This window comes from Janthinobacterium sp. GMG2, assembly GCF_033949445.1.
Lineage (GTDB): Bacteria > Pseudomonadota > Gammaproteobacteria > Burkholderiales > Burkholderiaceae_D > Janthinobacterium > Janthinobacterium aestuarii.
The window spans coordinates 715,288-739,167 of sequence record NZ_JAXAWA010000001.1 but is presented as its reverse complement, the minus strand read 5'-3'; the positions used below and the strand labels follow the sequence as shown (position 1 = coordinate 739,167).

Sequence of the window (23,880 nt, the reverse complement as noted above, 5' to 3'; positions counted from 1 at the left end):
CCGGTCAGGCGGCAGGCACGGCCGCGTGGCCGCTGCGGTGCTGCACGATGATCAGGCCGGCGAGCAGCAGCAAGGGCACGGCCAGCGCCACGAAGCCGAAAGCCAGGTAGGCAAAGGCGGCCGCGATGGCGCCCAGGGCGAAGGCTGCCAGCGGCCAGAAGAACTTGCCGCAGCGCGCATGGGTGGCGGCATCGGCCGCGCCGCGCAGCACGTCGACGGTGTCGATGACGATCTGCGTCACGTTCCCCGTCATCATGGAGGTGGGCGCCAGGTGCGCCAGCAGCAGCCGGCTGGTGGCGCTGTGCACGCCCATGGCGGCCGTGCCCAGCAAGCCCGCCGCCATGGCCATGGAACTGACGTCCTTGCCGATCGGTTCGGCCAGGATGCCAAACACCATGAAGCCGGCCAGCAAGGCCCACTGCAGCAGCATGGCCAGCGTCAGCGACGGGCCGGCGCGGCGCTCGACGGCCAGCACCATCAGGCGCGTGATGGCCACGCCGGCGATAAAGGCGGGAAAAGCGAGAAACTTCAACAGGATGGACACGCGCGATGCGTCCGCCAGGGCGGCGCCGATCAGCACGAAGTTGCCCGTGACATGGGCCGTAAACAGGCCAAACAGGGCAATAAAACCCAGGGTATCGACATACCCGGCTAAAAATCCCAGGCTGGTGCCGAACAAGCGGCTGTGTGGTGGCTGATCCATCGAATGACTCCCGATACCGTGCAATGCACTAAAAAACAAAAAACGCGCCAGGGAAGCGCCCCGGCGCCACTGCCTGCATGGTAAGCCATGCGGCCGGCCGCCGCCCCCGCCATTCGGCCAGTGCGGCCCGCTTCACCTGATCTTTTGGCCCGTGTTCAAACACGGAACGCCAGCTACACTGGCCGACGTGACTTTCGCGCCGCGCACGCCGGCCCTCCCCGCACCGCAACCATGGAGCTGCACCATGCCAGAACACACCCTCCCCGCCGCCGCACCCTTGATACTGCTCAATGGCTGCTTCCATACCGTCGACAAAAGCTGCCCGCAAGCGAGCGCGGTGGCCATCGCCGACGGCAAATTCCTCGCCGTGGGCGATGCCGATGACGTCATGCGCCACCGCACGCCCGACAGCCGTGTGATCGATCTCGGTGGCCGCACCGTGATTCCCGGCCTGAACGACTCGCACCTGCACCTGATCCGCGGCGGCTTGAACTACAACCTGGAATTGCGCTGGGAAGGCGTGCCGTCGCTGGCCGACGCCCTGCGCATGCTGAAGGAACAGGCGCTGCGCACGCCAAACCCGCAGTGGGTGCGCGTGGTGGGCGGCTGGAACGAATTCCAGTTCGCGGAAAAGCGCATGCCGACCCTCGATGAAATCAACGCGGCCGCACCGGACACCCCCGTCTTCATCCTGCACCTGTACGACCGCGCCCTGCTCAACCGCGCCGCCCTGCGCGTGGTCGGCTACGATAAAAATACGCCGAACCCGCCCGGCGGCGAAATCGTGCGCGACGCTGCCGGCAATCCCACCGGCATGCTGATCGCGCGTCCGAACGCCATGATTTTATATGCGACCCTGGCCAAGGGTCCAACCCTGCCGCGCGAATTGCAAGTCAATTCCACGCGCCAGTTCATGCGCGAACTGAACCGCCTGGGCCTGACCAGCGCCATCGACGCGGGCGGCGGCTTCCAGAATTATCCGGAAGACTACGCGGTGGTCGAGGAACTGGCGCAAAAAGAGCAGCTGACGATACGCATCGCCTACAACCTGTTCACGCAAAACAAGGGCGCGGAACTGCAAGACTTCCAGAAGTGGACGGAGATGGTCACGCCAGGCCAGGGCGACGATTACTACCGTCATAACGGCGCCGGCGAAATGCTCGTGTTTTCCGCCGCCGACTTCGAGGATTTCCTCGAGCCGCGCCCGGACCTGGCGCCCGGCATGGACGACGAACTGGAAAAGGTCGTGCGCCACCTGGTGTCGAAACGCTGGCCCTTCCGCCTGCACGCCACCTACGATGAATCAATCGAGCGCATGCTGACGGTGTTTGAAAAGGTCAACCGCGATATCCCGTTCGATGGCCTGCACTGGATGTTCGACCACTGCGAAACCATCACGCCGAAAAACATCGACCGGGTCAAGGCGCTGGGCGGCGGCATCGCCATTCAGCACCGCATGGCCTTCCAGGGCGAATATTTTGTCGACCGCTACGGCGCGGAAGCGGCCAAGGCCACGCCGCCCATCGCCCGCATGCTTGCCTCTGGCGTACCCGTGGGCGGCGGCACGGACGCCACCCGGGTCGCCAGCTACAACCCGTGGACGGCGCTGTACTGGCTGGTGTCCGGCCGCACGGTGGGCGGCTTGCGCCTGTACGACGCGGGCAGCCGTTTGTCGCGCGACACGGCGCTGGAACTGTGGACGGCGGGCAGCGCCTGGTTCTCCAGCGAGCAAGGCAAGAAGGGCCGCATCCAGGAAGGCATGCTGGCCGACCTGGCCGTGCTGAGCGCGGATTTCTTCAGCATCGATGAAGAGGCGATCAAGTCGATTGAGTCCGTGCTTACCATCGTCGGCGGCAAGATCGTCTACGGCCAGGCGGAATTTACCAAGCTGGCGCCGCCTGCCATTCCCGTGCTGCCCGATTGGTCGCCCGTGAAAAACGTGGCCGGCCACTACCGCGCCGCGCCGCCGCAAAAAACCAGCGTCATGCAGCAGCACCAGTGCCAGGGCGCCTGCGGCGTGCACGCCCACGCCCACGACGTGGCGCGCAAGAGTTCCGTGCCCGTGTCCAGCCACTCCGGCTTCTGGGGCGCGCTGGGGTGCAGCTGCTTTGCGTTCTGAGGTGCGTATGGCGCGCGTGTTTTCATGCGCTGCCGGTGCCCTGGCACTGGCAGCGGCCCTGCCCGCCACGGCACAGGAAAATGTGCAGCTGTACGGCCGCCTGAACGTGGCGCTCGAAGCGCTGCGCTCGTCCGGCAGCGGCGACAGCGTGCAGCGCCTGTCCAACAACCGCTCGGTATTCGGTTTTCGCGGCAGCGAAGACCTGGGCGGCGGCTGGCAGGCGCTGTTCCAGGTCGAGGGTACCTTGTCGCCCGACACGGGCGCAGGTTCCATCGCCGCGCGCGACACGCGTGCCGGCATCGCCGGGCCGTGGGGCACGCTGTTTGCCGGCAACTGGACCCTGCCCTACAACAGCGCCACCTCCGCGCTCGACCCGTTCTATCCCACCACGGCCGGCTACATGAGCCTGATGGGCAACGGCGCGGGCGCGACCGAAAACAATACCAGCAACACGTATTCGTTCGACCGGCGCCAGCAGAACAGCGTGCATTACTGGACGCCGCAGTGGCAGGGCTGGTCGCTGCGCGTGGCGCGCGGCATGGCGGAAGAACGGCCGGCCAACGGTGCGCATCCGGCACTGACGTCGGCCGCCCTGCTCTACGACGGCGGCTCCCTGTACGCCACCGTGGCGCTGGAAGAGCACCGCGACTACCAGGGACGAGGCTTGAGCGACCGTGGCAGCAAGCTGGCCATCGCGTGGCGGATCGACAGCGCCACGCAGCTGGCGTTAGCCTTGGAAAGCCTGCGCTATGCCACGGCGACGGGAGAGCTGCGCCGGCGCACGGTGTATGCCTCCGCCACGCGCCAGTTCGGCCGCCACGGCCTGCGTGTCGGTCTGGCCCACGCGCAAAGCGCCAGCGGCAGCGCGCTGGAAACCATCGGCACCGTGCGCGCGGGAGCCGGCACGGGCGCCACCCACGCCACCATCGGCTACGACTACCAGCTGTCGAAACGCAGCAGCCTGTATGCCTACTACACGCGCCTGGCCAACGGCCGCAACGGCATCGCCGGCTTTGCCATCAACAGCTTGGGACGCGATGGGGAAACGACGGGCGCCACCTTGTCGGGCGTGGCGCTGGGCATCAAGCACAACTTCTGAGGCACGGTTTTCGTGGACAGGCCTGCACGCGGCGCGTACAGTCTTCGTTCCGCAACCAGGGCAGGCATCTGCGAACAGACACCATGAAGCGAGCATCAGCGCCGGCACTTGGCGACTGGGTCAAGTGCGCCGAACCGGTACAGGGAATCGAACGCATCGAGGCGTGGTTCCAGGGCAAGGCCTATGCCATGCACCGCCACGACACCTACGCCATCGGCCGCACGCTGGCCGGCGTGCAGCGTTTCAGCTATCGCCGCGGCCAGCGCGACAGCCTGCCCGGCAATACCATGATCCTGCATCCCGACGAGGCGCACGATGGCCAGGCGGGTACCGACGCCGGCTTCCGTTACCGCATGCTGTATATCGAACCGGCGCTGTTTCAGGACGTGCTGGGCGGACGCGCGTTGCCCTTCATCGAGGGCGGCGTGTCGACCGATCCCCGCCTGGCGGCGGCCACTTCAACCTTGCTGCCGCACGACGGCCACCCGCTCGAAGCGCTGGAACAGAGCGAGGCACTGGCCGAACTGGCGCATGCGCTGGCGGCGGCGGCCGGCACGCCGGCGCAGCGTCCAAAAGGCGATTTCCTGGCGGCGCGGCGCGCGCGCGACTACTTGCAAGCGCACTGCACGCGCGCCGTCACCCTGGAGGAACTCGAAGCGGCGACGGGACGCGACCGCTGGAGCCTGTCGCATGACTTTCGCGTTTTCTATGGCACCAGCCCATACCGCTATCTGACGATGCGGCGCCTGGAGATGGTGCGGCGCCTGCTGCTGGCTGGCAGCACGCTCGCCTCGGCCGCCATGGCCGCAGGCTTTGCCGACCAGAGCCACATGACGCGGCATTTCCTGAAAACCCATGGAATCACGCCCGGCCGCTGGCTGCGTTACGCTGGCGGCGCCAGCAAGGGCTGAAAACACCCACGATCGTTCAATACGGCCGGCAAGCACCTGCGTATTCTCGCTGCATCGCCACTTGAACGGAGCACAGCATGCCAGACACTACCATTACCACCACCACGCGCGGCCAGGGCCAATCCATCGACCTGGCAGGCAAGATCGACCTGATCGACGGGCACTGGCAACCGCGCGTCATCGCCGAAATGAACGACTACCAATTCAAGGTCGTCAAGGTACTGGGCGAATTCCAGTGGCACCGGCACGCCGACACGGATGAAACCTTCATCGTGCTGGACGGCGAATTGCGCATCGCCGTGCGCGGTCCTGGCTATGCGGAAGGACACGCCATCGTGCTGACTGCCGGCCAGCTGGCCGTGGTGCCCAAGGGTGTCGAGCACAAGCCGTGCGCCCTTGCCGAAACGAGGCTGCTGCTGATCGAACCGCGCGGCGTGGTCAACACGGGCGACGGCGGCGCGGGGGAACGCACGGTGCAGAACGACCAGTGGATCTGAAACAGGAAAGCGACAAATAACAAAAAACCCGCTGACTTTTGCAAGTAAGCGGGTTTTCTGATGAAACTTGGTGCCGTTGGCCGGAATCGAACTGGCGACCTTCACATTACGAATGTGCTGCTCTACCAACTGAGCTACAACGGCGAAGACCCACATTCTACAAACAATGCACAAAATTTGCTAGTGTCAACGCGAACTTTTTTGCATTTTTTTAGCGGCCTGGCTGCGGGCCGCTGAAAATCGTGGAAAAGTGCGGTTTTTTTACTCAGCGTGGTAGGCCGTGACGCGGGCCACTTCGTCTTTCGAGCCGAGGAACACGGGCACGCGCTGGTGCAGCTTGTGCGGGGCGATGTCCATGATGCGCTGCTGGCCGTCGGTGGCCGCGCCGCCCGCTTGCTCGACGATGAAGGCCATCGGGTTCGCTTCGTACATCAGGCGCAGCTTGCCCGGCATCGACGTGTCGCGCAGGTCGGCCGGGTACATGAAGATGCCGCCGCGGTTCAGGATGCGGTGCACGTCGGCCACCATCGAGGCGATCCAGCGCATATTGAAATTGGTGCCACGCGGGCCAGTGTCGCCGGCCAGCAGTTCGTCGACATAGCGTTTCACGGGCGGATGCCAGTGGCGCGCGTTCGACATGTTGATGGCGAATTCCTTCGTCGTCGGCGGAATCTGCATATTGCTTTGCGTGAGGACCCACGAACCCATTTCGCGGTCCAGGGTGAAGCAGTTCACGCCATTGCCGAAGGTCAGCACCAGCATGGTTTGCGGGCCGTACACGGCGTAGCCGGCCGCCACTTGCTTGCTGCCTGCCTGCATGAAGTCCTGCTCGGTCGGCTGCCCCATGCCGTCCGGCGCCTTCAGCACGGAGAAAATGGTGCCGATCGAGACGTTGACGTCGATGTTCGACGAGCCATCGAGTGGATCGAACAACAGCATGTATTCGCCCTTCGGATAGCGGTTCGGGATCGGGTGGATCGATTCCATCTCTTCCGACGCCATGGCCGCCAAGTGGCCGCCCCATTCGTTCGCTTCGAGCAGGATCTCGTTGGAGATGATGTCGAGTTTTTTCTGTACTTCGCCCTGCACGTTTTCCGTGTCGGCCGTGCCCAGCACTTCGCCGAGCGCACCCTTGCCGACGGCGTGGCTGATGGTCTTGCAGGCGCGCGCGACGACTTCGATCAGCAGGCGCAGTTCGGCCGGAATGCTGTTGTTCGAGCGCTGCTCTTCAACCAGGTATTGCGTAAGACTGATGCGTTTCATGAAACCCCTTCGTTAGTTTTAAATACGTCTCGTTCGGTGCCTGTCGGCTTACGCGCCCCTGGCGCTAAGCCGACCTACAAAATGATGAATGCCCATGCATGCGCGTAGGTCGGATTAGCCCGCAGGGCATAATCCGACAGCCGTCAATTTGCCAATGCCTTGGAAACGACTTCCATCACGTCGTTCGACAAACTGGCCTGGCCGGCGACTTTTTCCAGCGCGTCGCGCATGGGGCTTTGCAGCGCGGGCACGTAACGGCGCCAGCGGTCCATCGAGCGCGCGAGGCGGGCAGCCACTTGCGGGTTCAGGGCGTCGAGCGCGATGACCTGTTCGGCCCAGAAAGCGTAGCCGCTGCCGTCCTGCGCATGGAATTGCGATGGATTGCCATTGGTGAAATTGAAGATCAGGCTGCGCGCGCGGTTCGGATTTTTCAAGGTGAAGGCCGGATGCGTCATCAATTGGCGCACGGCTTGCACGTCGGTCGTTGGCGTGGCCGCCTGCATGGCGAACCACTTGTCGACCACCAGCGCTTCGTTCTCGAAGTCGGCATAGAAGCTGGCCAGCGCCGCCTGCGCGTGCGGCTGCGAGCCGGAATGAATCAGCGCCGCCAGCGCCGCGGCGCGGTCTGTCATGTTGCCGGCATTGTCGAACTGCAGCCGCGCCAGGTCCAGCTCCGCCGCTTCAGGCGCGATCAGCAGATACGACAGGGCCAGGTTTTTCAGCGCGCGCTTGCCGGCCGACAAGGCGTCCGGGCTGTACTCGCCCGGCGTCTGGTTGGCGTGGTACTGCGCCAGCAATTCAGGCTTCAGGGCTGCCGCGATGGTGCGGCGCATGAACTGGCGTGCCGCGTGGATCGCCTGCGGGTCGACTTGCGCCATGCGCTCGGCGATGATGGTTTCCGACGGCAGGATCAGGGCCAGCTCGCGGAAGGCAGGATCGAGCGTGTCGTCGGCCAGCAAGGCGCGCTGCGCTGCAATGAAGGTGTCGTCCAGCGCCAGGGTCTCGCCGGCGGCGACTGCGCCCGTCAGTTTCAACAGCCGCTCCATGGCCAGGCGCTGGCCCGCTTCCCATCGGTTGACGGGATCGCTGTCGTGGCGGAACAGGTGCAGCAACTCGGCATCGGTATAGCCGTATTCGAGCACCACGGGTGCGGAAAAATCGCGCAGCAGCGACGGCACGGGCGCTTCCGCCACGTTCGTGAAGCGGAAAGTTTGCGACGCCTGCGTCAATTCCAGCACGACGCTGGTGGCGCCATCAGCTGCCACGCCATCGACGTGCAGCGGCAGGTCGCGGCCATCGGCAGCCAGCAAGCCGACGGTGACGGGAATGTGGAACGGCAGTTTCTTCGCCTGGCCCGGCGTGGCGGGACAGCTTTGCGCCAGGGTCAGCTCGAACGTCCGGCTGGCCGTGTCATAGCGCGTGGAGGCTTTTACTATCGGCGTGCCGGCCTGGCTGTACCAGCGCTCGAATTGCGTGAAGTCGCGGCCATTCGCATCGGCCATGGCGGCACGGAAATCGTCGCACTGGACGGCCTGGCCATCGTGGCGCTCAAAATACAGGTCCATGCCCTTGCGGAAACCGTCGCGGCTCACGAGGGTCTGGTACATGCGCACCACTTCGGCGCCCTTCTCGTAGATGGTGACCGTATAAAAGTTATTGATCTCGACAAAGGAGTCGGGACGCACGGGATGGGCCATCGGGCCCGCATCTTCAGGGAACTGCGCCTGGCGCAGGGTGCGCACCTGGTCGATGCGCGTGACGGCGCGGCCCGTGTCCGTGCCGATCATGTCGGCCGAGAATTCCTGGTCGCGGAAGACCGTCAAGCCTTCCTTCAGCGACAGCTGGAACCAGTCGCGGCACGTCACGCGGTTGCCGGTCCAGTTGTGGAAGTATTCGTGGCCCACCACAGCTTCGATACCCGCGTAATCGACGTCGGTGGCAACGCGCGAATTGGCCAGCACGTACTTGGTATTGAAAATATTCAGGCCCTTGTTTTCCATGGCGCCCATGTTGAAGTCGCCCACGGCGACGATCATGAAGCGGTCCAAGTCAAGCTCCAGGCCGAAGCGTTCCTCGTCCCAGCGGATCGAGTTTTTCAGCGACTGCATGGCGTAATCGGTCTTATCGAGGTTGCCGTCTTCCACCCACACTTGCAGCAGCACTTCGCGGCCCGACTTCAAGGTGTAGCGCTCTTCCTGGCACACCAGGCGCGCGGCGACGAGCGCGAACAAATAGGACGGCTTCTTGAACGGGTCTTCCCACTTGGCGTAATGGCGGCCGTCGCCCAGGTCGCCCTCTTCGATCAGGTTGCCATTCGATAGCAGCACCGGATATTGTTCCTTGTCGGCGCGCAGCATGACCGTGTATTTGGCCATCACGTCCGGACGGTCCGGGAAGAAGGTGATGCGGCGGAAGCCTTCCGCTTCGCACTGCGTAAAGAAATTATGGTTCGATACGTACAGGCCCGACAGCGACGTGTTGTCCTGCGGCGCCAGCACGGTCTCGATATCGAGCAGCACCTCGTCCGGCGCCTTGGGGATGGTCAGCATGCCGGCCGTCAGCTTGTACTGCGACGGCTTCAGCACCTTGCCATTCAGGCGTACCATCACCAGTTCGATATGTTCGCCGTGCAATTCAATGCTGCGGCTGGCGCTGGCCGGGTTGTGGCGCATATGGATCCGGCTCGCCACCACTGTGCGGGCGGGATCAAGATCGAAACCAAGTTCGACGCTGTCGACCAGGAAGCTGGGCGGCGTGTAATCTTTGCGGTAAATCGTCTGAGGGCTGTCTGTGCGCATAGGGATTTGGGTGGGAGCGGAGGCAAAAGCCTATTTTACCAACACCAGCCCCCGATAGTCGCGATTCGGCTCAGGAATGTTGGATTCCCTTACACGCCGACATGCTCGGTAACATTCTGTAATAATGAATAGAAACAAATAGAACTATTCTTATAATACTAAGCGATGAATTGTGTCTACTAATCAGGAGGTCATGCAATGAAACGTTATCTCACCATCATGATGGCCGCATTGACCGTGTTGCTGACCGGATGCGCCACCACCATACGCAGCGATGTCACCGTCTTCCATGAGTGGCCTGCGCAATTACAGGACAAATCGTATGCGTTTGAAGCGCCAGCGGCGGAAAACGATACGCTGGAATACCGCAGCTACCAGAACCTGGTGCGCGCGGAACTTGCCAAGCACGGCTTTGGCGAAGCTTCCGGCCCTGCGGCAGCCAATTTGCGCGTAGCGATGAATTTCTCGACCGTCGACTATCCTGAGCGCGTGCTGCAAGCCACCGATCCATTCTGGTATGGTCCAGGCTACTGGCCTGGCCGCTACGGCTACCGTTACGGCGCCTGGCCAGGCTATGGCCGCTTCGGCTACAACCCCTACTGGTATGGTCCGCTGGACCTCGAAGAAAGCGTGCGCCATAAATACGAACGCGAATTGCGCATCACGATCAATGACCGCAACGGCAAGAAACTGTACGACGTGACCGTGCAATCGACAAGCAACAAGCGCGCCACGTCGCAAGTGATGCCGGCCATGGTGGCAAGCGCCTTTGCCGACTTCCCCGGCCAAAGCGGCGTACCCCGTAAAGTCGAAGTCAAGGTGGACTGAGAGCGCCAGCCAAAACCTACTGCGCGTCGCGATCTACGGCCTGCGATGCTCACTGTACCTTCGTACAGTTGCGCTTCTCGACCGCAGCTCCCTTCCGCTCGCTACGGTTTTGTCAGGCGCGGAAAGTCTGAAGTATGCTTAAAAAAAACCCGGCTTGTGCATTGCTGCCTCAGCCGGGTTTTTCATGTCTGCATTTCATTCCTAAGAATAATACGCCTCGGCCGCAAAGGTCAGCGCGCCGATCAGGGCGACGGCCAATAACAGCACGATCAGCAGGCGACCGAATTTCGGCGTACCGTCACTGCCGCCGCTCATGGCACGATGATGGTCGAGCCCGTCGTCTTGCGCGCTTCCAGGTCCGTGTGCGCCTGGGCGATATTGTCCAGGCTGTAGCGCTGGTTGATCTCGATCTGCACTTCACCGCTACTGACGACCCCGAACAGCGAGGTCGCCATCTCTTCCAGGTTCGTGCGGTTCGACGCATAGCTGAACAGAGCCGGGCGCGTGAGGAACAGCGAGCCGCGCGAGGCCAATTCGCCGAGGGTAAACGCGGGCACGGGACCGGACGCGTTGCCGAAGCTGACCATCATTCCCAGCGGCGCCAGGCAGTCGAGCGAGCCCGTAAACGTATCCTTGCCGATGGAATCGTAGACGACGGAGACGCCCTTGCCGCCCGTGATCTCGCGCACGCGCTCGACGAAGTTTTCCGTGTTGTAGTTGATGACGTGGGCCACGCCGTGCGCCTTGGCCAGCGCCACCTTTTCATCGGAGCCGGCCGTGCCGATCAGGTTCACGCCCAGTACCTTCGCCCACTGGCAGGCGATCAGGCCCACGCCGCCCGCAGCCGCGTGGAACAGGATGGTGTCGCCCGCCTTCAGGGCCACCGTGCGGTGGAACAGGTATTGCACCGTCAAGCCTTGCAGCATCATGGCGGCGGCCGTGTCGAAAGCGATGCGCTCGGGCAGCACCAGCAGCAGGGCCGCCGGCAGGTTGCGCTGCTGCGCATACGCGCCATTGATGCGCGCCGCATACGCCACCCGGTCGCCGACCTTCACTTCCGTGACACCCTCGCCCACCGCCTCGACGATGCCCGCGCCCTCGACGCCGAGGCCATTGGGCAGCGGCTGCGGGTACAAGCCCGTACGGAAATACACGTCGATGAAATTGAGGCCGATGGCCTCGTGCCTGACGCGCGCCTCGCCGGGACCGGGCGGCGGCAGTTCCACGTCCACATATTCCATCACTTCCGGGCCGCCCGTGCGCTGTACGCGGATAGCTTTGGTGGTAATCGTTGCACTCATGCTCATCTCCTTGTCTGGGTGAATCAGGCGGCCGCGTTGGCCCGCGCCTGCAGTTGCGACAGCACCAGGTGCGCCGACGACAGATTTGTCGCGCACGCCACGTTGTGCACGTCGCAGGCGCGCACCAGGGCGTTGATGTCCGGCTCGTGCGGCTGCGGCGTCATCGGGTCGCGCAGGAAGATCACGCAATCGATCAAGCCTTCCACCAGCAGGGAACCGATCTGCAAGTCGCCGCCGAACGGGCCCGAATGCTTGCGCTCGACTGCCAGCCCCAGCTCGTTGATCAGGCGCCCGCCCGTGGTGCCCGTGGCCGACAGTTCGCAGCCCTTCAAAAAATCCAGGTATTCGCCCGCCAGGGTAATCATGTCATCTTTTTTCTTGTCGTGGGCAATCAGGGCGATGCGTGTTTTCATGGTGAGGACTTTTCAGTGGGTGGATGAATTATTTCTTTTTCGACAGCAAGTAAATACCGGCCAATACCAGGCTGGTGCCCGCCAGTTGCCAGTTGGTGATCGGTTCATCGAGAATCATGGCGCCCAGGAACAGGGTCGACACGGGGCCGATCATGCCCGCTTGCGAAGCGACGGGCGCGCCGATGCGCTCGACGGCAATCATCGTCATGAAGACGGGCATCACCGTGCAAAAGATGCCATTCAGCAATGACAAACCATACACGGGCATGGGCTGGATCAGCAGTTCGACGGGGCGCAGGATGAAGAATTGGGCGATGCAGGCAAAGCTGGCCACGCACATCGCGTAGGAAACGAGCCGCATCGAGCCGATGCGTTTCACCAATTCACCCGATCCCAGCAGATACACGGCATACGAGCAGGCCGAGCCCAGCACCAGGGTCGAGCCCAGCGCCACATTGCTGGCGCCGCCCTGCAAGTCATGCACGAACACCAGCACGATGCCGCAGTAGGACGTGAACAAGGCCAGCCACTGCAAGCGGCTGATGCTCTGCTTGAAGTACACGGTGGTAATCAGGAGCACAAACGTGGGTGTGAGGAACAGGATCAATCGCTCGAGTCCCACGGAAATGTATTGCAGGCCCAGGAAATCCAGGTAGCTGGACAGGTAGTAGCCGACGAGGCCCAGCCCGACGAGGCGCAGCCGGTCGCTGTTTGATAACGGCGGCTCCGTGCGCATCTTCCACCAGGCGATGACGGCGAACACGGGCAGCGAAAAAATCATCCTGAAGGCGATCAGGGTGACGGCGTCGATCTGGTAGCGGTACAGCAGCTTGGCGACGATGGCCTTGGTGGAAAACAGCACCGCCCCGCCCACGGCGATGGCCAGGCCACCGAGGTAGACGGAACGGGGAAGCGAAGATGGGGTTGCTTGCGGGGAACTGGAGCTCATGTCCAGATTGTAATGGCAAAAGCGAAAGGAAGCTGCAATGCCCATGCCGGTGGCGTAGGTCGGGTTAGCCCAAAGGGCGTAACCCGACAACAGCCACATAGCAAGCAAAGACCACCAGCCGCGCCAACCATGTTGTCGGATTACGCGCGGCTTTGCCGCGCTAATCCGACCTACGTCTACAACGCCTATGCCGTTGGCGCAGTGGCGTAGGTCGGGTTAGCCCAAAGGGCGTAACCCGACAACATCCCAGTGCAGCATTTAGGAGACCACCACCGCCGCCGCGCCCGCCGTCACGGTCGCCGTCGTCACCCGTGCAATCACGTTCGCCGGCGCCGCCGTGCCGATCAGTTTATTCACCTGCTTGAACTGCGCCACCAGCTTGCCTGGTGTCAAAGTCACCACCGTGTAGCCTTGCGCATCCGTGTTCAGATGCTTGATCCACGGGTTGTTGCCCAGGCCGGACAATTGCTGCGCCAGGCCCAGCAGGGTCGTGCTGAAGTCAGTGCTCGCTTTCAAGCCAGCCTGCACGGCAGCGACCGTCGCGTCCAGTTGCGCTTCCGGAACGCCCTTGGCGGCCAGGGCGCCGCGCAACTGCACGCGCAATTGCTCGAGCAGGCTGTCGACGGTGGGCGCTGCCTTGCCCATGGTGTAGTCGAGCAGGTTGACGTCGAGATTGACCGTGCCCAGGCCCGTAACGGGAATGGCCAGCGGGTAGCTGACGAGGGTGCCGATATCGCCCATGCTGCCGGCGGCCGACTTCAGGTAGCTGAAGAAGGAGTCCGAGCTGACGCCGGCCGACACCAGGTCCACCATGACGGGCGTGCCGCCGCCTGCCGCGTCGAAATCGTCGCTGACGGTGCCCGCAAAAAACGAGTGGATATCGCCGGTCAGCGCCACCACGTTGCCGATGGCATTGGTTTTCAGGTGCGACATCAGGTTCTTGCGCTCGCTGTTGTAGCCATCCCACTGGTCGCAATTGAGCAGGAAGCGCGTGAAGAACGGCGCCAGCGCCGCTTGCTGGCCCGATGCGGCGACAAAGCTCGATCCGGCGCCCTTGGCCTGCACGTCGGGCTTGATCCAGCCAAAGGCGATCACTTGCGCGGCGGCGGCCGGCGAAGCGCTGTTGTAGGCGGCCACCGTGATGCCGGCCTGAACCGCGCTCAAGCCGGCGCCCACGGCAGCGGCGCCCTGGGCGCTGGCGTTCGCTGCCGCGCCGGCAATGGCCATGGCCGCCGCCTGCGCCACGTTTTGCGCCGCGCCCGCCGTGGAAGCTGCCACGATGGCGGACGCCAGCGGCACGCTGCCGCCCACCAAAGGAAGGGTGCTGGCGATGGCCTGGCCCACCTTGCTCATGGCGCTCAACGCCAGCAAGGTGGCGATCGCATCCGTGCCATTCAAGCCCATGCGCAGCAAGGACACTTCATTGCCCCACAGTTTCCAGGTCGAGGTCGCCGCCTTCATCTTGCTTTTCCACCAGTCGCGCTGCGTGCTGCCCAGCATGCCAACGGAGGCCAGCGGATCCGCGCCAGCCTTGGTGGCGGCCGCCATTTTCTGTCCTTCCACGCTGTCGAACAGCGCTTGCGGCACCAGGTAGCGGCTGCCGATGCTGCCCAGCGGCTTGCCCGTGGCCGGGTTGATGGTCGACTCGGCGATCGCATGGTCGGCGCGGTACAGGCGCTCGTCCGTCATCACCAGCTGCATCAGTTTGCCGAACTGGAAATCGCGGTAGATCTGGATATTCTGGAACGTGGTCGCGGCGCTATCGAACGTGACGTCGGCCGGCATGTATTCGAACCACGCCTGGTTGGCGCTGCGGCGGCGGGCAGGCTGATGCAGATCGGAGCCGTCGGCGGCCACGATGCCTTCGTAGGTGGACGCGTCCTGCCAGGCGTCGTCCGTGAATTCATGGTCGTCCCAGACGGCGATGAAGGCAAAGCGCTCGTGCACGGCTTGCAGGCGCACATCGGTGCGGTATTTCTTGTACAGGTAGCGGTAATCGGCCACCGTGGTCGCGTATTTGGCGCCGGACGCGCCGCTTTTGAAGGTGCCGTCGGGCAGTTTCAGCTGGTCGTGGCGGCTTTCCACGGCGCCGCTCTGGAACGCTTCGCCCACCGTTTCATAGATGTAGTCGCCCAGGTGGACGATGAAATCGAGGCTTTCATTGGCGGCGATGTGCGACAGCGCGCCCCAGTGGTTGATGCTCCAGTCCTGGCACGTCAGGTAGGCGAACTGCAGCTGCGGCACGTCGGCCGTGGCGGCGGGCGCCGTCTTGAAGCGGCCCACGTTCGAGCGCACGTCGCCGGCGATGAACTGGTAAAAATACACCTGGCCAGGCTGCAAGCCCGTCACCTTGTGGCGCAAGGTATTGTCGAAATCGGCTTTCAATGGCAATTTCGCATCGACGATGGGCGTGCCCGCCAGGGCCGTGTTGCTGCCCAGGGCGGCCGTATTGTCGCTGGCGCTGACGATCAGGCGCACGGCCACGTCGGACTTGCCGGCAACGGCGGGCGCGACGGCATCGAAACTGGCGGGCACGACGCGCGTCCACAGCATGGCGCTGTCGGCGCGCGGGTCGCCCGACGCGACGCTTTGCGGGAATTTCCAGTCGCCGCCCGAAGCGAGCGGCACGCCAGGATCGCTGTAATCGGTGCTGCCGCAGGCGGCCAGGCCGGCGGTGGCCACGGAGACCGTAATGAAGCCGCCCAATTTCAGAAATTGCCGCCTGTCCATTTGACTTGCCATGATGTCGCGCCCTCGATATGGTGAAAGCGCGTCACTTTAGCAACAGATTGTGTCATCCTGATGACGGGGCCATGCCGCTTGCCAAGGGGCCGATATGCTAAAATGTCGGCCACAATTGAACACCCGTCTAAGGAAGATTCGACATGGCAGGACATAGCAAATGGGCCAATATCAAGCATAAAAAGGCTGCCACCGATGCCAAGCGCGGCAAAATCTGGACGCGCCTGATCAAGGAAATCACGGTCGCGGCCCGCATGGGCGGCGCCGACGCCATCACCAATCCGCGCCTGCGCCTGGCCGTCGACAAGGCGGCTGACGCCAATATGCCAAAAGACAACGTCCAGCGCGCGATCAACCGCGGCAGCGGCGGCGTCGATGGCGCCAACTACGAAGAAGTGCGCTACGAAGGTTACGGCGTGGGCGGTGCAGCCGTCATTGTCGAATGCATGACCGACAACAAGGTGCGCACGGTGGCCGAAGTCCGCAACGCCTTCAACAAGAACGGCGGCAACATGGGCAACGAAGGCTCGGTCGCCTTTATGTTCCAGCACTGCGGCCAGCTGCTGTTCGCGCCGGGCACCGACGAGGACAAGCTGATGGAAGCGGCCCTGGAAGCGGGCGCCGACGACGTCATCGCCGATGAAGAAGGCGGCTTCGAAGTGGTCACTCCCGTGCACGATTTCGCCACCGTCAAGGAAGCGCTGGAAGCGGCCGGCTTCAAGGCCGAAGTGGCCGAAGTCATCATGAAACCGGCGACGGAAACCGTGTACTCGGGCGACGACGCCATCAAGATGCAAAAGCTGATTGATGCGCTGGAACTGCTGGACGACGTGCAGGAAGTGTTTACCAACGCGTTAATAGAGAATTAATCACTCTGTACTCAAGGGCGGCACCGCCGCCCTGCAACCCACATTGAACGAACGGTCCCTATGAAAATTCTGGTAGTCGGCTCTGGCGGCCGCGAACACGCCCTGGCCTGGAAACTGGCCCAGTCCGAACGCATACAGATGGTGTATGTCGCGCCGGGCAACGGCGGCACCGCGCGCGATGCGCGCCTGGTCAACCTCGACATCAGCGACCCGCAATTGCTGGCCGACTTCGTTCAGCAGGAACACATCGGCCTGACGGTCGTCGGCCCGGAAGTGCCGCTGGCAGCGGGCATCGTCAACCTGTTCCGCTCGCGCGGCCTGAAAATCTTCGGTCCGACCAAGGAAGCGGCGCAGCTGGAATCGTCGAAAGACTTCGCCAAGGCCTTCATGCAGCGCCACGGCATCCCGACGGCCGCCTACCAGACGTTTTCCGACGTCGCTCCCGCGCATGCCTACATCGACGCCATGGGCGCGCCCATCGTCATCAAGGCCGACGGCCTGGCCGCCGGCAAGGGCGTCGTCGTTGCCATGACCCTGGAAGAAGCACACCAGGCGGTCGACATGATGCTGTCCGATAACCAGTTCGGCGACGCCGGCGCGCGCATCGTCATCGAGGAATTCCTGGCAGGCGAAGAAGCGAGCTTCATCGTCATGTGCGACGGCAAGAACATCCTGCCGCTGGCCACCAGCCAGGACCATAAACGCCTGAAGGACCACGACCAGGGCCCGAACACGGGCGGCATGGGCGCGTATTCGCCGGCGCCGATCGTTACGCCGGCCATGCATGCGCGCGTCATGCGCGAAATCATCGTGCCGACCATCCAGGGCATGGCCAAGGATGGCATCACGTTCACGGGCTTCCTGTACGCGGGCCTGATGATCGACGACAAGGGCACGCCGAAGACGCTGGAATTCAATTGCCGCATGGGCGACCCGGAAACGCAGCCGATCATGGCGCGCCTGAAAACCGATCTGGTCACTGTCATGGAACACGCCGTCAACGGCACCTTGGACGCCGTGGAACTGGAATGGGACCGCCGCACGGCCGTCGGCGTCGTGATGGCCGCCGCCGGCTACCCGGACGATCCGGTCAAAGGTACGGCGATCGGCGACATCCCGGCCGAAACGCCGGACTCCGTCACCTTCCATGCAGGCACCCGCATCGACGGCGAACGCCTCGTCACCAACGGCGGCCGCGTGCTGTGCGTCGTGGGCCTGGGCGACAGCATCAAGATGGCGCAGAAGCAGGCGTATGAAACCGTGGAAAAAATCCATTTCGACGGCGCGCAATACCGCCGCGACATCGGCTGGCGCGGTTTGAAACACTGATCAGCCCTTTAGCGGCAAACGGCGGGGCCGGCGCGGAAGTCATCCGCCCCGGCCCCGTTTTAATTGGCGCGCCGGGAAAACGGGCTTTGCGCTAAGATTTTATCTTTAAGACAAAACTGCCGCCCATGCCCAGCCCCAGCCACATTCATCCTTCCCTCGCCCAGGTACGCCAGCTCGGTCTGATCACGGACGATGAACTCGACGACGCCATCGCCGAACTGGAGATCATCGAACTGCAGCGCAAGCATAACGAGGAAGAAGGCATCGACGTGCCGGAATTGGCCGCTGGCGCGGGGCTTGTCGACACCCTGGCATGGCTGCTGCTCACGGACCTGCTGCCACAGGACGACTTTTTGCAGCGGGTGCGCGACCTGCCGCGCCAGCATGGCGGCGCGGCCCTGCTCGAACGCCAGCAACTGGCCGCCGACGCGCTGCGGCAAGTCAACCGCCAGGCCATCGACACCCTGTACGACGAAGACCTGATCGACCAGTGGCAGCGCGACGCCGCGCACGCCCGCTTGCCGGCGGACCGCCTGCTCGCCTCGCCGGTCGCCGCCCTGCGCGACATGCTACGGCAAGGTATCTTGTCCGCGCCCCAATTCGAGGCGCTGCGCCTGCGCACTCGCCAGCGCGGCTCGGAGCTGGGCCGCATCATCGTCGATGGCGCCGCGCAGCGGGCCCACCGCCCCGCGTATGCGCGCCCGGTGACATGGGTGATGCCAGTACTGCTGCTGGTGGTGGTATTGGCCGTTGCCGGCCGCTCCATCATGTCCCGGCAGGCTCCCTCTCCCGCCACCATCGCCGAGCAGGGCGTCGAGCGGCCTGAGCTGCAGCAGAACGCCGCGCACGCCGTCGAAAGCGCGCGCCTGCCGGGCGCCGGGCCGGACCTGTCCATCACCGTCGTGCAGGACGGCGCCACGCCGCCGGCGCCTTGAACCACAACGCACTTCCCGCGCAGGCGGCCATGATGGCATACTGCCGTTTTGCCACCAATGCGGGGAAGCCATGGCCTGGAATGAAGGATACGTGTCGGATATCGAGTACACCAACGGTTTTTACAGCGACCTGAGTCCGCATCACCTCAATTTCAGCTGCATCCTCAACGGCGTCGAACCGGTGCCCCTGGACCAGCCCTACACCTACTTTGAACTGGGCTTCGGCCGTGGCCAGACGCTCAATGTCCTGGCAGCCGCCAATGCCAACGGCCGGTTCTACGGCAACGATTTCAACCCGGCCCATGTCGCTGGCGCACGCGCCCTGGCGGCCAAGGCCCAGTCGAGCAATCTGACCCTGCTGGAAAACAGCTTTGAAGAATTGGCCCAGGGCCACGTGCCCGATCTGCCGCAGTTCGACTTCATTACCCTGCACGGCATCTACACCTGGGTCAACCGCGAGAACCGCCAGCATATCGTCGACTTCATCGCACGCTACCTGAAACCGGGCGGCATTGTTTCGCTCAGCTATAACGCCATGCCTGGATGGAGTTCCGCCCTGCCCCTGCAGCGCCTGCTGCTGGAGTTTGCCGCCAGCTTCCCCGGCCGCAGCGACTTGCAGATGCAGGCTGGCATCGCCTACGTGCAGCAGTTGCAGAACCTGCAGGCTGGCTACATCGCGGACAATCCCGCACTCGCGCCGCGCCTCAATGCGCTCATCAACAGCGATCCCCATTACAGCGTGCATGAATACCTGAACCAGAACTGGGAGCCGTTGTACCACACGGACGTGATGCGCGATGTGGCGCGCGCCAAGCTCGATTTTGCCGGCTCCGCCGACCTGCCTTTTGCCTTTCCCGCGCTGTATCTGAACGCCGACCAGCAAGCCACCATCGACTTGCTGCCCGACGCCGCCATGCGCGAAATGATGAAGGATTATTTTCTCAATACCAGCTTCCGCAAGGATGTGCTGGTGCGGGGCGCGCGCCGCATGGGGGCCGTGCGCCAGGCCGAGTGCCTCGCCAGCGTGCACCTGGCCATGCTGGTGCCGCGTGAAAAAATGGCCTTTACCTTCCAGACCAAGGCGGGCGTCGTGACAGGAAACGAGCAGGTCTACGGCGCCGTCTGCGATGCGCTGGCGACCGGCCCGCATAGTCTGGCCGACCTGGCCGCACTGCCCTCCTTGCCCGGACAGAGCGTGCAAAGCCTGGCGGAGGTGGCGGCCATGCTGGTCACCGGCAGCCAGGTCGTGATGTATTTCCCGGCTGGGGCGCAGGACTGCAGCGGCGACGCGGCCGCGCGCCGCCTGAACCAGGCCATCGGCGCGCAGCTGCGCTACGGCGACGGCAACCGCGTCCTGTGTTCGCCATTGGCAGGCAGCGGCATCGACACGGAATTCATCGACCGGCTGCTGTTTTCGCTGCTCATCCAGGAAGGGGAACAGCCGGATCTGGCCACCTTGCAGGCACAGGCGGCCAGCGCCATGGCGCACTGCGGGCGCCGCCTGCTCAATGAGGGCGCGGCATGCGACGACGAGGCGGCGCACCAGCAGCTGCTCAACGCAGCCATCGAGGAATTCCTGCGTGAGAAACTGCCCGTGCTGCAGCAGTTGCGCATGCTGTAAGGGGCGCTGGCCGCAAAACCACAGCGCCAGCGCCGCCCTATCACAAAAACGCGTAACAGGGTACAATCCGTCCTTACTTTTTTATTTCGGCCTCGTCGGCCCACGCGATGTCGTCAACTCCCTCCCCTTCGGCCGTCAAGGCTTATTTGCTCGATTTGCAAAGCCGTATCGTGCAGGCGCTCGAAGCGCAGGACGGCAAGCCCTTCCTGACCGATGCCTGGCAGCGCCCCGAGGGCGGCGGCGGCATTTCGCGGCTGATCGAGGAAGGCAATGTGTTCGAGCGTGGCGGCGTGAATTTTTCGCACGTCACCGGCGCCGCGCTGCCGCCATCGGCAGCGGCCGCGCGCCCTGAACTGGGTGGCAAGGCATGGGAAGCGATGGGCGTGTCGCTGGTGCTGCATCCGCGCAATCCCTACGCGCCCACGGTGCACATGAATGTACGGTTCTTCACCACCGTGAATGCCGATGGCGCACCCGTATGGTGGTTCGGCGGCGGCATGGATTTGACGCCGTATTACGGCGACGTGGACGACGTGAAGCATTTCCACCAGGTGTGCCACGATGCGCTGGCGCCGTTTGGCGACGAGCTGCATCCGAAGTTCAAGCAGTGGTGCGACGATTATTTCTACCTGAAGCACCGGCGCGAAGCGCGCGGCGCCGGCGGGATCTTCTTCGACGACTTCAACGCCCTGGGCTTTGACGACAGTTTCGCCATGATGCGCAGCGCCGGCGACGCCTTCATCGAGGCCTATGTGCCGATCGTGGCGCGCCGCAAGGACACGCCCTACGGTGAACGCGAACGCGATTTCCAGTGCTACCGGCGCGGACGCTATGTCGAGTTCAACCTGGTCTTCGACCGCGGCACCCTGTTCGGCCTGCAGTCGGGCGGACGCACCGAGGCGATCCTGATGTCGATGCCGCCCGTGGTCAAGTGGCGCTACGACTGGCACCCGGAAGCGGGCAGTCCGGAAGCGGCGTTGTATACTGACTTCCTCGTGCATCGCGACTGGCTGCAGGCGTGACCGACGGTAGTACGGCGTGCGTGGCGCTGCTCGGCGGCAGCTACGATCCGGTGCATATGGGCCATGTCGCGCTGGGCACGCATTTTTCCAGCCTGCTGCACGCCGATGAACTGCGCGTGATTCCGGCGGGCGCGCCCTGGCAAAAGGGTAGCCTGGGTGCCACCGGCCAGCAGCGCGCCGAGATGGCCGGCCTGGCCTTTGCCGGGCTGCCCCTACCCGTGGTGATCGACCGCCAGGAAATCGAGCGCAGCGAACATGGCCAGGCCAGCTACACCATCGATACCTTGCGCCAGGTACGCGCCGAGCTGGGACCGCGCGCTTCCATCGTTTTCCTGATGGGCGCCGACCAGCTGCAGCGGCTCGCGACATGGCGCGAATGGCAGCAATTATTTGAATACGCGCATATCTGCGTCGCGGCCCGCCCCGGCTTCGCGCTGAATGACACAGCAGTACCGCAAGTGGTCGCCGACGAATTTTCGCGCCGCCTGGGGTCTCTGGAAAGCATCCGCAACACGCCGCACGGTCTGACTTATCTGGCACAGGACTTCGCGGTGGATATCTCCGCCACCGAAATACGTGCGGCATTACAACGGGGGAATCGGGCAAACTCGCTTGTTTCCCCGCTAGTGCTAGACTATATTGAACAACATAATTTATACAAAAGCTAAATGGACATCAAAAAACTGCAAACCCTCGTCGTTGACGCCCTTGAAGACGTCAAAGGCCAAGACATCGCCGTCTTCGAAACGAGTCACCTGACCAGCCTGTTCGACCGCATCGCGATCGTCTCCGGCACCTCGAACCGTCAAACCAAGGCGCTGGCCGCCTCGGTACGCGACAAGGTCAAGGATGCCGGCGGCCAGATCATCGGCATGGAAGGCGAGGAAACCGGTGAATGGGTGCTGGTCGATCTGGGCGACATGATCGTCCACATCATGCAAGCGCCTATCCGCGCCTACTACCGCCTGGAAGAAATCTGGGGCGACACGCCGGTCAAGCTGGGCGCCGCCAAGCGCGCGCCGAAAAAAGCCGCCGGCGACGAGCCGAAAAAGGTCAGCGGCCATCTGGCGGCAAGCAAGGCCAATGTGGAAGCTTCGCCCGTGATCGAGAAAAAGACACCGGCCAAGAAAGCCACGGCTGCCACCGCCGCCAAGAAAGCCCCGGCGAAAAAAGCCACCGCTTCCAAAGCCGTCGGCAAAACCGTGAAAGTCGCGCCAACCAAGACCGAAGCGGCTGCCGTGAAAGCACTGAAAGCGCTGCCAGAGAAAAAAGTACGCGCCCCACGCGCGGCCAAGCCGGCAGCCGATGCTGCACCGGCAAAAACCGTGATCAAGCGTATCAAAAAAGTCGAAGCGTAAGCCTCGATGCAGCTCATCATCGCTGCGGTCGGCCATAAAATGCCGGCCTGGATAGAGACGGGCTTCGCGGAATACGCGAAGCGCATGCCGCCGGAATTGCGCATCGTGCTGAAAGAAATCAAGCCGGTGGAGCGTTCCGGCAGCAAGACCGCCGCCACGGCGATGGCGCTCGAACGCGAACGCATCGAAGCCGTCCTGCCCAAGGGCGTGCGCATCATCGCCCTCGACGAACGCGGCAAGGACCTGACCAGCGTCGGCCTGTCGCAGCAATTGATGGCGTGGCAGCAGGATGGCCGCGACACCGCCTTTTTGATCGGCGGCGCCGACGGCCTCGATCCGCAACTCAAGGCACGTGCCGAAGGCATGCTGCGCATTTCCAGCATGACCCTGCCGCACGGCGTGGTGCGCGTGATCCTCGCCGAGCAGCTCTACCGCGCCTGGTCGATCACGCAAAACCACCCCTATCACCGCGTCTGAACTCCTCCATGAAAACGGCTGATCACAAGATCTACCTCGCTTCCAAAAGCCCGCGCCGGCGCGAACTGCTGCGTCAGATCGGCGTCGATTTCGAATTGCTGCTGCTGCGCAGCGACGGCCCGCGCGGCGCCGACGTCACCGAGGAAGTCCTCCCCGGCGAATCGGCGCTCGACTATGTCGCCCGCGTGTCGAATGAAAAAGCCGCCTTCGCGTGGGACCTCGTGCGCCGCCGCCACCTGACCCCGCGTCCCGTACTGGCGGCCGACACCACCGTCACCATCGACGGCGTCATCCTCGGCAAACCGGCCGACCGCGCCGAAGCCGTGGCCATGCTGGAGCAGCTGTCGGGCCGCACGCACGAGGTACTCACCTCGATCGCCGTGCACTACAAAAACTTCGCCGAGCAGCGCACGCAGGTATCGCAAGTGCGCTTCGGCGTGCTCTCGCCCGCCTCGATCGCCGCGTATTGCGCCACGCCGGAACCGTACGACAAGGCCGGCGCCTACGGCATCCAGGGCAGCGCCGCCCTGTTCGTCGAGCATATCGAAGGCAGCCATTCCGGGATCATGGGCCTGCCCCTGTACGAGACGGCGCAATTGCTGCGTCAAGCAGGTTTGCCCCTGCCCTGATCCCGGGTATGATGTCA

21 protein-coding genes and 1 tRNA gene are annotated in these 23,880 nt (G+C 63.6%); 14 read left to right on the top strand and 8 right to left on the bottom strand.

Annotated elements, in window-relative coordinates; all coding sequences use genetic code 11:
- Window positions 1–4: 4 nt before the first annotated feature.
- Window positions 5–703 (bottom strand): YoaK family protein, encoded by a 699-nt coding sequence (locus SKZ59_RS03340; protein ID WP_319990818.1) that lies wholly within the window; start codon window positions 701–703, stop codon window positions 5–7.
- Between the two features lie 244 nt (window positions 704–947).
- Between SKZ59_RS03340 and SKZ59_RS03335 the strand changes: the two genes are divergently transcribed.
- The 4 genes from SKZ59_RS03335 to SKZ59_RS03320 all read left to right on the top strand — a co-directional run bounded on the left by SKZ59_RS03335 (window position 948) and on the right by SKZ59_RS03320 (window position 5,329).
- Window positions 948–2,822, top strand: a complete 1,875-nt coding sequence (locus SKZ59_RS03335; protein ID WP_319990817.1) for an amidohydrolase — start codon at window positions 948–950, stop codon at window positions 2,820–2,822.
- A gap of 16 nt (window positions 2,823–2,838) precedes the next feature.
- The gene (locus SKZ59_RS03330; protein WP_319990816.1) at window positions 2,839–3,921 is read left to right on the top strand and encodes a porin; all 1,083 of its coding nucleotides are present in this window, start codon (window positions 2,839–2,841) and stop codon (window positions 3,919–3,921) included.
- 83 nt (window positions 3,922–4,004) lie between these two features.
- A complete protein-coding gene (locus SKZ59_RS03325) occupies window positions 4,005–4,832 on the top strand; it encodes an AraC family transcriptional regulator (RefSeq protein ID WP_319990815.1) in 828 nt (275 codons plus the stop codon).
- A 77-nt stretch (window positions 4,833–4,909) separates the two neighbouring features.
- Window positions 4,910–5,329 (top strand): cupin domain-containing protein, encoded by a 420-nt coding sequence (locus SKZ59_RS03320; RefSeq protein WP_319990814.1) that lies wholly within the window; start codon window positions 4,910–4,912, stop codon window positions 5,327–5,329.
- A gap of 68 nt (window positions 5,330–5,397) precedes the next feature.
- Here SKZ59_RS03320 and SKZ59_RS03315 read toward each other — a convergent pair.
- The 3 genes from SKZ59_RS03315 to pepN all read right to left on the bottom strand — a co-directional run bounded on the left by SKZ59_RS03315 (window position 5,398) and on the right by pepN (window position 9,390).
- Window positions 5,398–5,473: transfer RNA gene (locus SKZ59_RS03315), tRNA-Thr, on the bottom strand.
- Between the two features lie 117 nt (window positions 5,474–5,590).
- Entirely contained in the window at window positions 5,591–6,592 is a 1,002-nt protein-coding gene (locus tag SKZ59_RS03310; RefSeq protein WP_034747152.1) for a class 1 fructose-bisphosphatase, read from the bottom strand.
- A 143-nt stretch (window positions 6,593–6,735) separates the two neighbouring features.
- Window positions 6,736–9,390 carry an aminopeptidase N gene (gene pepN, locus SKZ59_RS03305; RefSeq protein ID WP_319990813.1) on the bottom strand — a complete coding sequence of 885 codons (2,655 nt, stop codon included), beginning with the start codon at window positions 9,388–9,390 and terminating at the stop codon, window positions 6,736–6,738.
- Window positions 9,391–9,588: 198 nt separating this feature from the next.
- Between pepN and SKZ59_RS03300 the strand changes: the two genes are divergently transcribed.
- Window positions 9,589–10,218, top strand: a complete 630-nt coding sequence (locus SKZ59_RS03300; RefSeq protein ID WP_072455660.1) for a DUF4136 domain-containing protein — start codon at window positions 9,589–9,591, stop codon at window positions 10,216–10,218.
- Window positions 10,219–10,529: 311 nt separating this feature from the next.
- Here the strand turns inward: SKZ59_RS03300 and SKZ59_RS03295 are convergent, their stop codons facing one another.
- The 4 genes from SKZ59_RS03295 to SKZ59_RS03280 form a co-directional block, all read right to left on the bottom strand.
- Window positions 10,530–11,519, bottom strand: coding sequence for a quinone oxidoreductase (locus SKZ59_RS03295; protein ID WP_319990812.1), 990 nt, complete (start codon window positions 11,517–11,519; stop codon window positions 10,530–10,532).
- Between the two features lie 23 nt (window positions 11,520–11,542).
- On the bottom strand, window positions 11,543–11,932 hold the full coding sequence (locus SKZ59_RS03290; protein ID WP_092608131.1) for a methylglyoxal synthase: 390 nt from the start codon (window positions 11,930–11,932) through the stop codon (window positions 11,543–11,545).
- 28 nt (window positions 11,933–11,960) lie between these two features.
- Window positions 11,961–12,881 carry a DMT family transporter gene (locus tag SKZ59_RS03285; RefSeq protein WP_319990811.1) on the bottom strand — a complete coding sequence of 307 codons (921 nt, stop codon included), beginning with the start codon at window positions 12,879–12,881 and terminating at the stop codon, window positions 11,961–11,963.
- A 258-nt stretch (window positions 12,882–13,139) separates the two neighbouring features.
- Window positions 13,140–15,623 (bottom strand): alkaline phosphatase D family protein, encoded by a 2,484-nt coding sequence (locus SKZ59_RS03280; RefSeq protein ID WP_319990810.1) that lies wholly within the window; start codon window positions 15,621–15,623, stop codon window positions 13,140–13,142.
- Between the two features lie 143 nt (window positions 15,624–15,766).
- Between SKZ59_RS03280 and SKZ59_RS03275 the strand changes: the two genes are divergently transcribed.
- The 9 genes from SKZ59_RS03275 (at window position 15,767) to SKZ59_RS03235 (ending at window position 23,863) form a co-directional block, all read left to right on the top strand.
- A complete protein-coding gene (locus tag SKZ59_RS03275) occupies window positions 15,767–16,492 on the top strand; it encodes a YebC/PmpR family DNA-binding transcriptional regulator (protein ID WP_034747129.1) in 726 nt (241 codons plus the stop codon).
- Between the two features lie 60 nt (window positions 16,493–16,552).
- The gene (gene purD, locus SKZ59_RS03270) at window positions 16,553–17,821 is read left to right on the top strand and encodes a phosphoribosylamine--glycine ligase (protein WP_046686096.1); all 1,269 of its coding nucleotides are present in this window, start codon (window positions 16,553–16,555) and stop codon (window positions 17,819–17,821) included.
- Window positions 17,822–17,946: 125 nt separating this feature from the next.
- On the top strand, window positions 17,947–18,756 hold the full coding sequence (locus SKZ59_RS03265) for a hypothetical protein (RefSeq protein ID WP_319990809.1): 810 nt from the start codon (window positions 17,947–17,949) through the stop codon (window positions 18,754–18,756).
- Window positions 18,757–18,826: 70 nt separating this feature from the next.
- Complete coding sequence (locus tag SKZ59_RS03260; RefSeq protein WP_319990808.1) at window positions 18,827–20,377, top strand: class I SAM-dependent methyltransferase; 1,551 nt, start codon at window positions 18,827–18,829, stop codon at window positions 20,375–20,377.
- A gap of 107 nt (window positions 20,378–20,484) precedes the next feature.
- The gene (gene hemF / locus SKZ59_RS03255; protein WP_319990807.1) at window positions 20,485–21,399 is read left to right on the top strand and encodes an oxygen-dependent coproporphyrinogen oxidase; all 915 of its coding nucleotides are present in this window, start codon (window positions 20,485–20,487) and stop codon (window positions 21,397–21,399) included.
- Window positions 21,400–21,419: 20 nt separating this feature from the next.
- Window positions 21,420–22,067, top strand: coding sequence for a nicotinate (nicotinamide) nucleotide adenylyltransferase (nadD, locus tag SKZ59_RS03250; protein WP_319990806.1), 648 nt, complete (start codon window positions 21,420–21,422; stop codon window positions 22,065–22,067).
- A complete protein-coding gene (gene rsfS, locus SKZ59_RS03245) occupies window positions 22,068–22,757 on the top strand; it encodes a ribosome silencing factor (RefSeq protein ID WP_058050453.1) in 690 nt (229 codons plus the stop codon).
- A gap of 6 nt (window positions 22,758–22,763) precedes the next feature.
- On the top strand, window positions 22,764–23,234 hold the full coding sequence (rlmH, locus tag SKZ59_RS03240; protein ID WP_034747108.1) for a 23S rRNA (pseudouridine(1915)-N(3))-methyltransferase RlmH: 471 nt from the start codon (window positions 22,764–22,766) through the stop codon (window positions 23,232–23,234).
- Window positions 23,235–23,242: 8 nt separating this feature from the next.
- Complete coding sequence (locus SKZ59_RS03235; protein ID WP_319990805.1) at window positions 23,243–23,863, top strand: nucleoside triphosphate pyrophosphatase; 621 nt, start codon at window positions 23,243–23,245, stop codon at window positions 23,861–23,863.
- The last annotated feature ends 17 nt before the right edge of the window (window positions 23,864–23,880 follow it).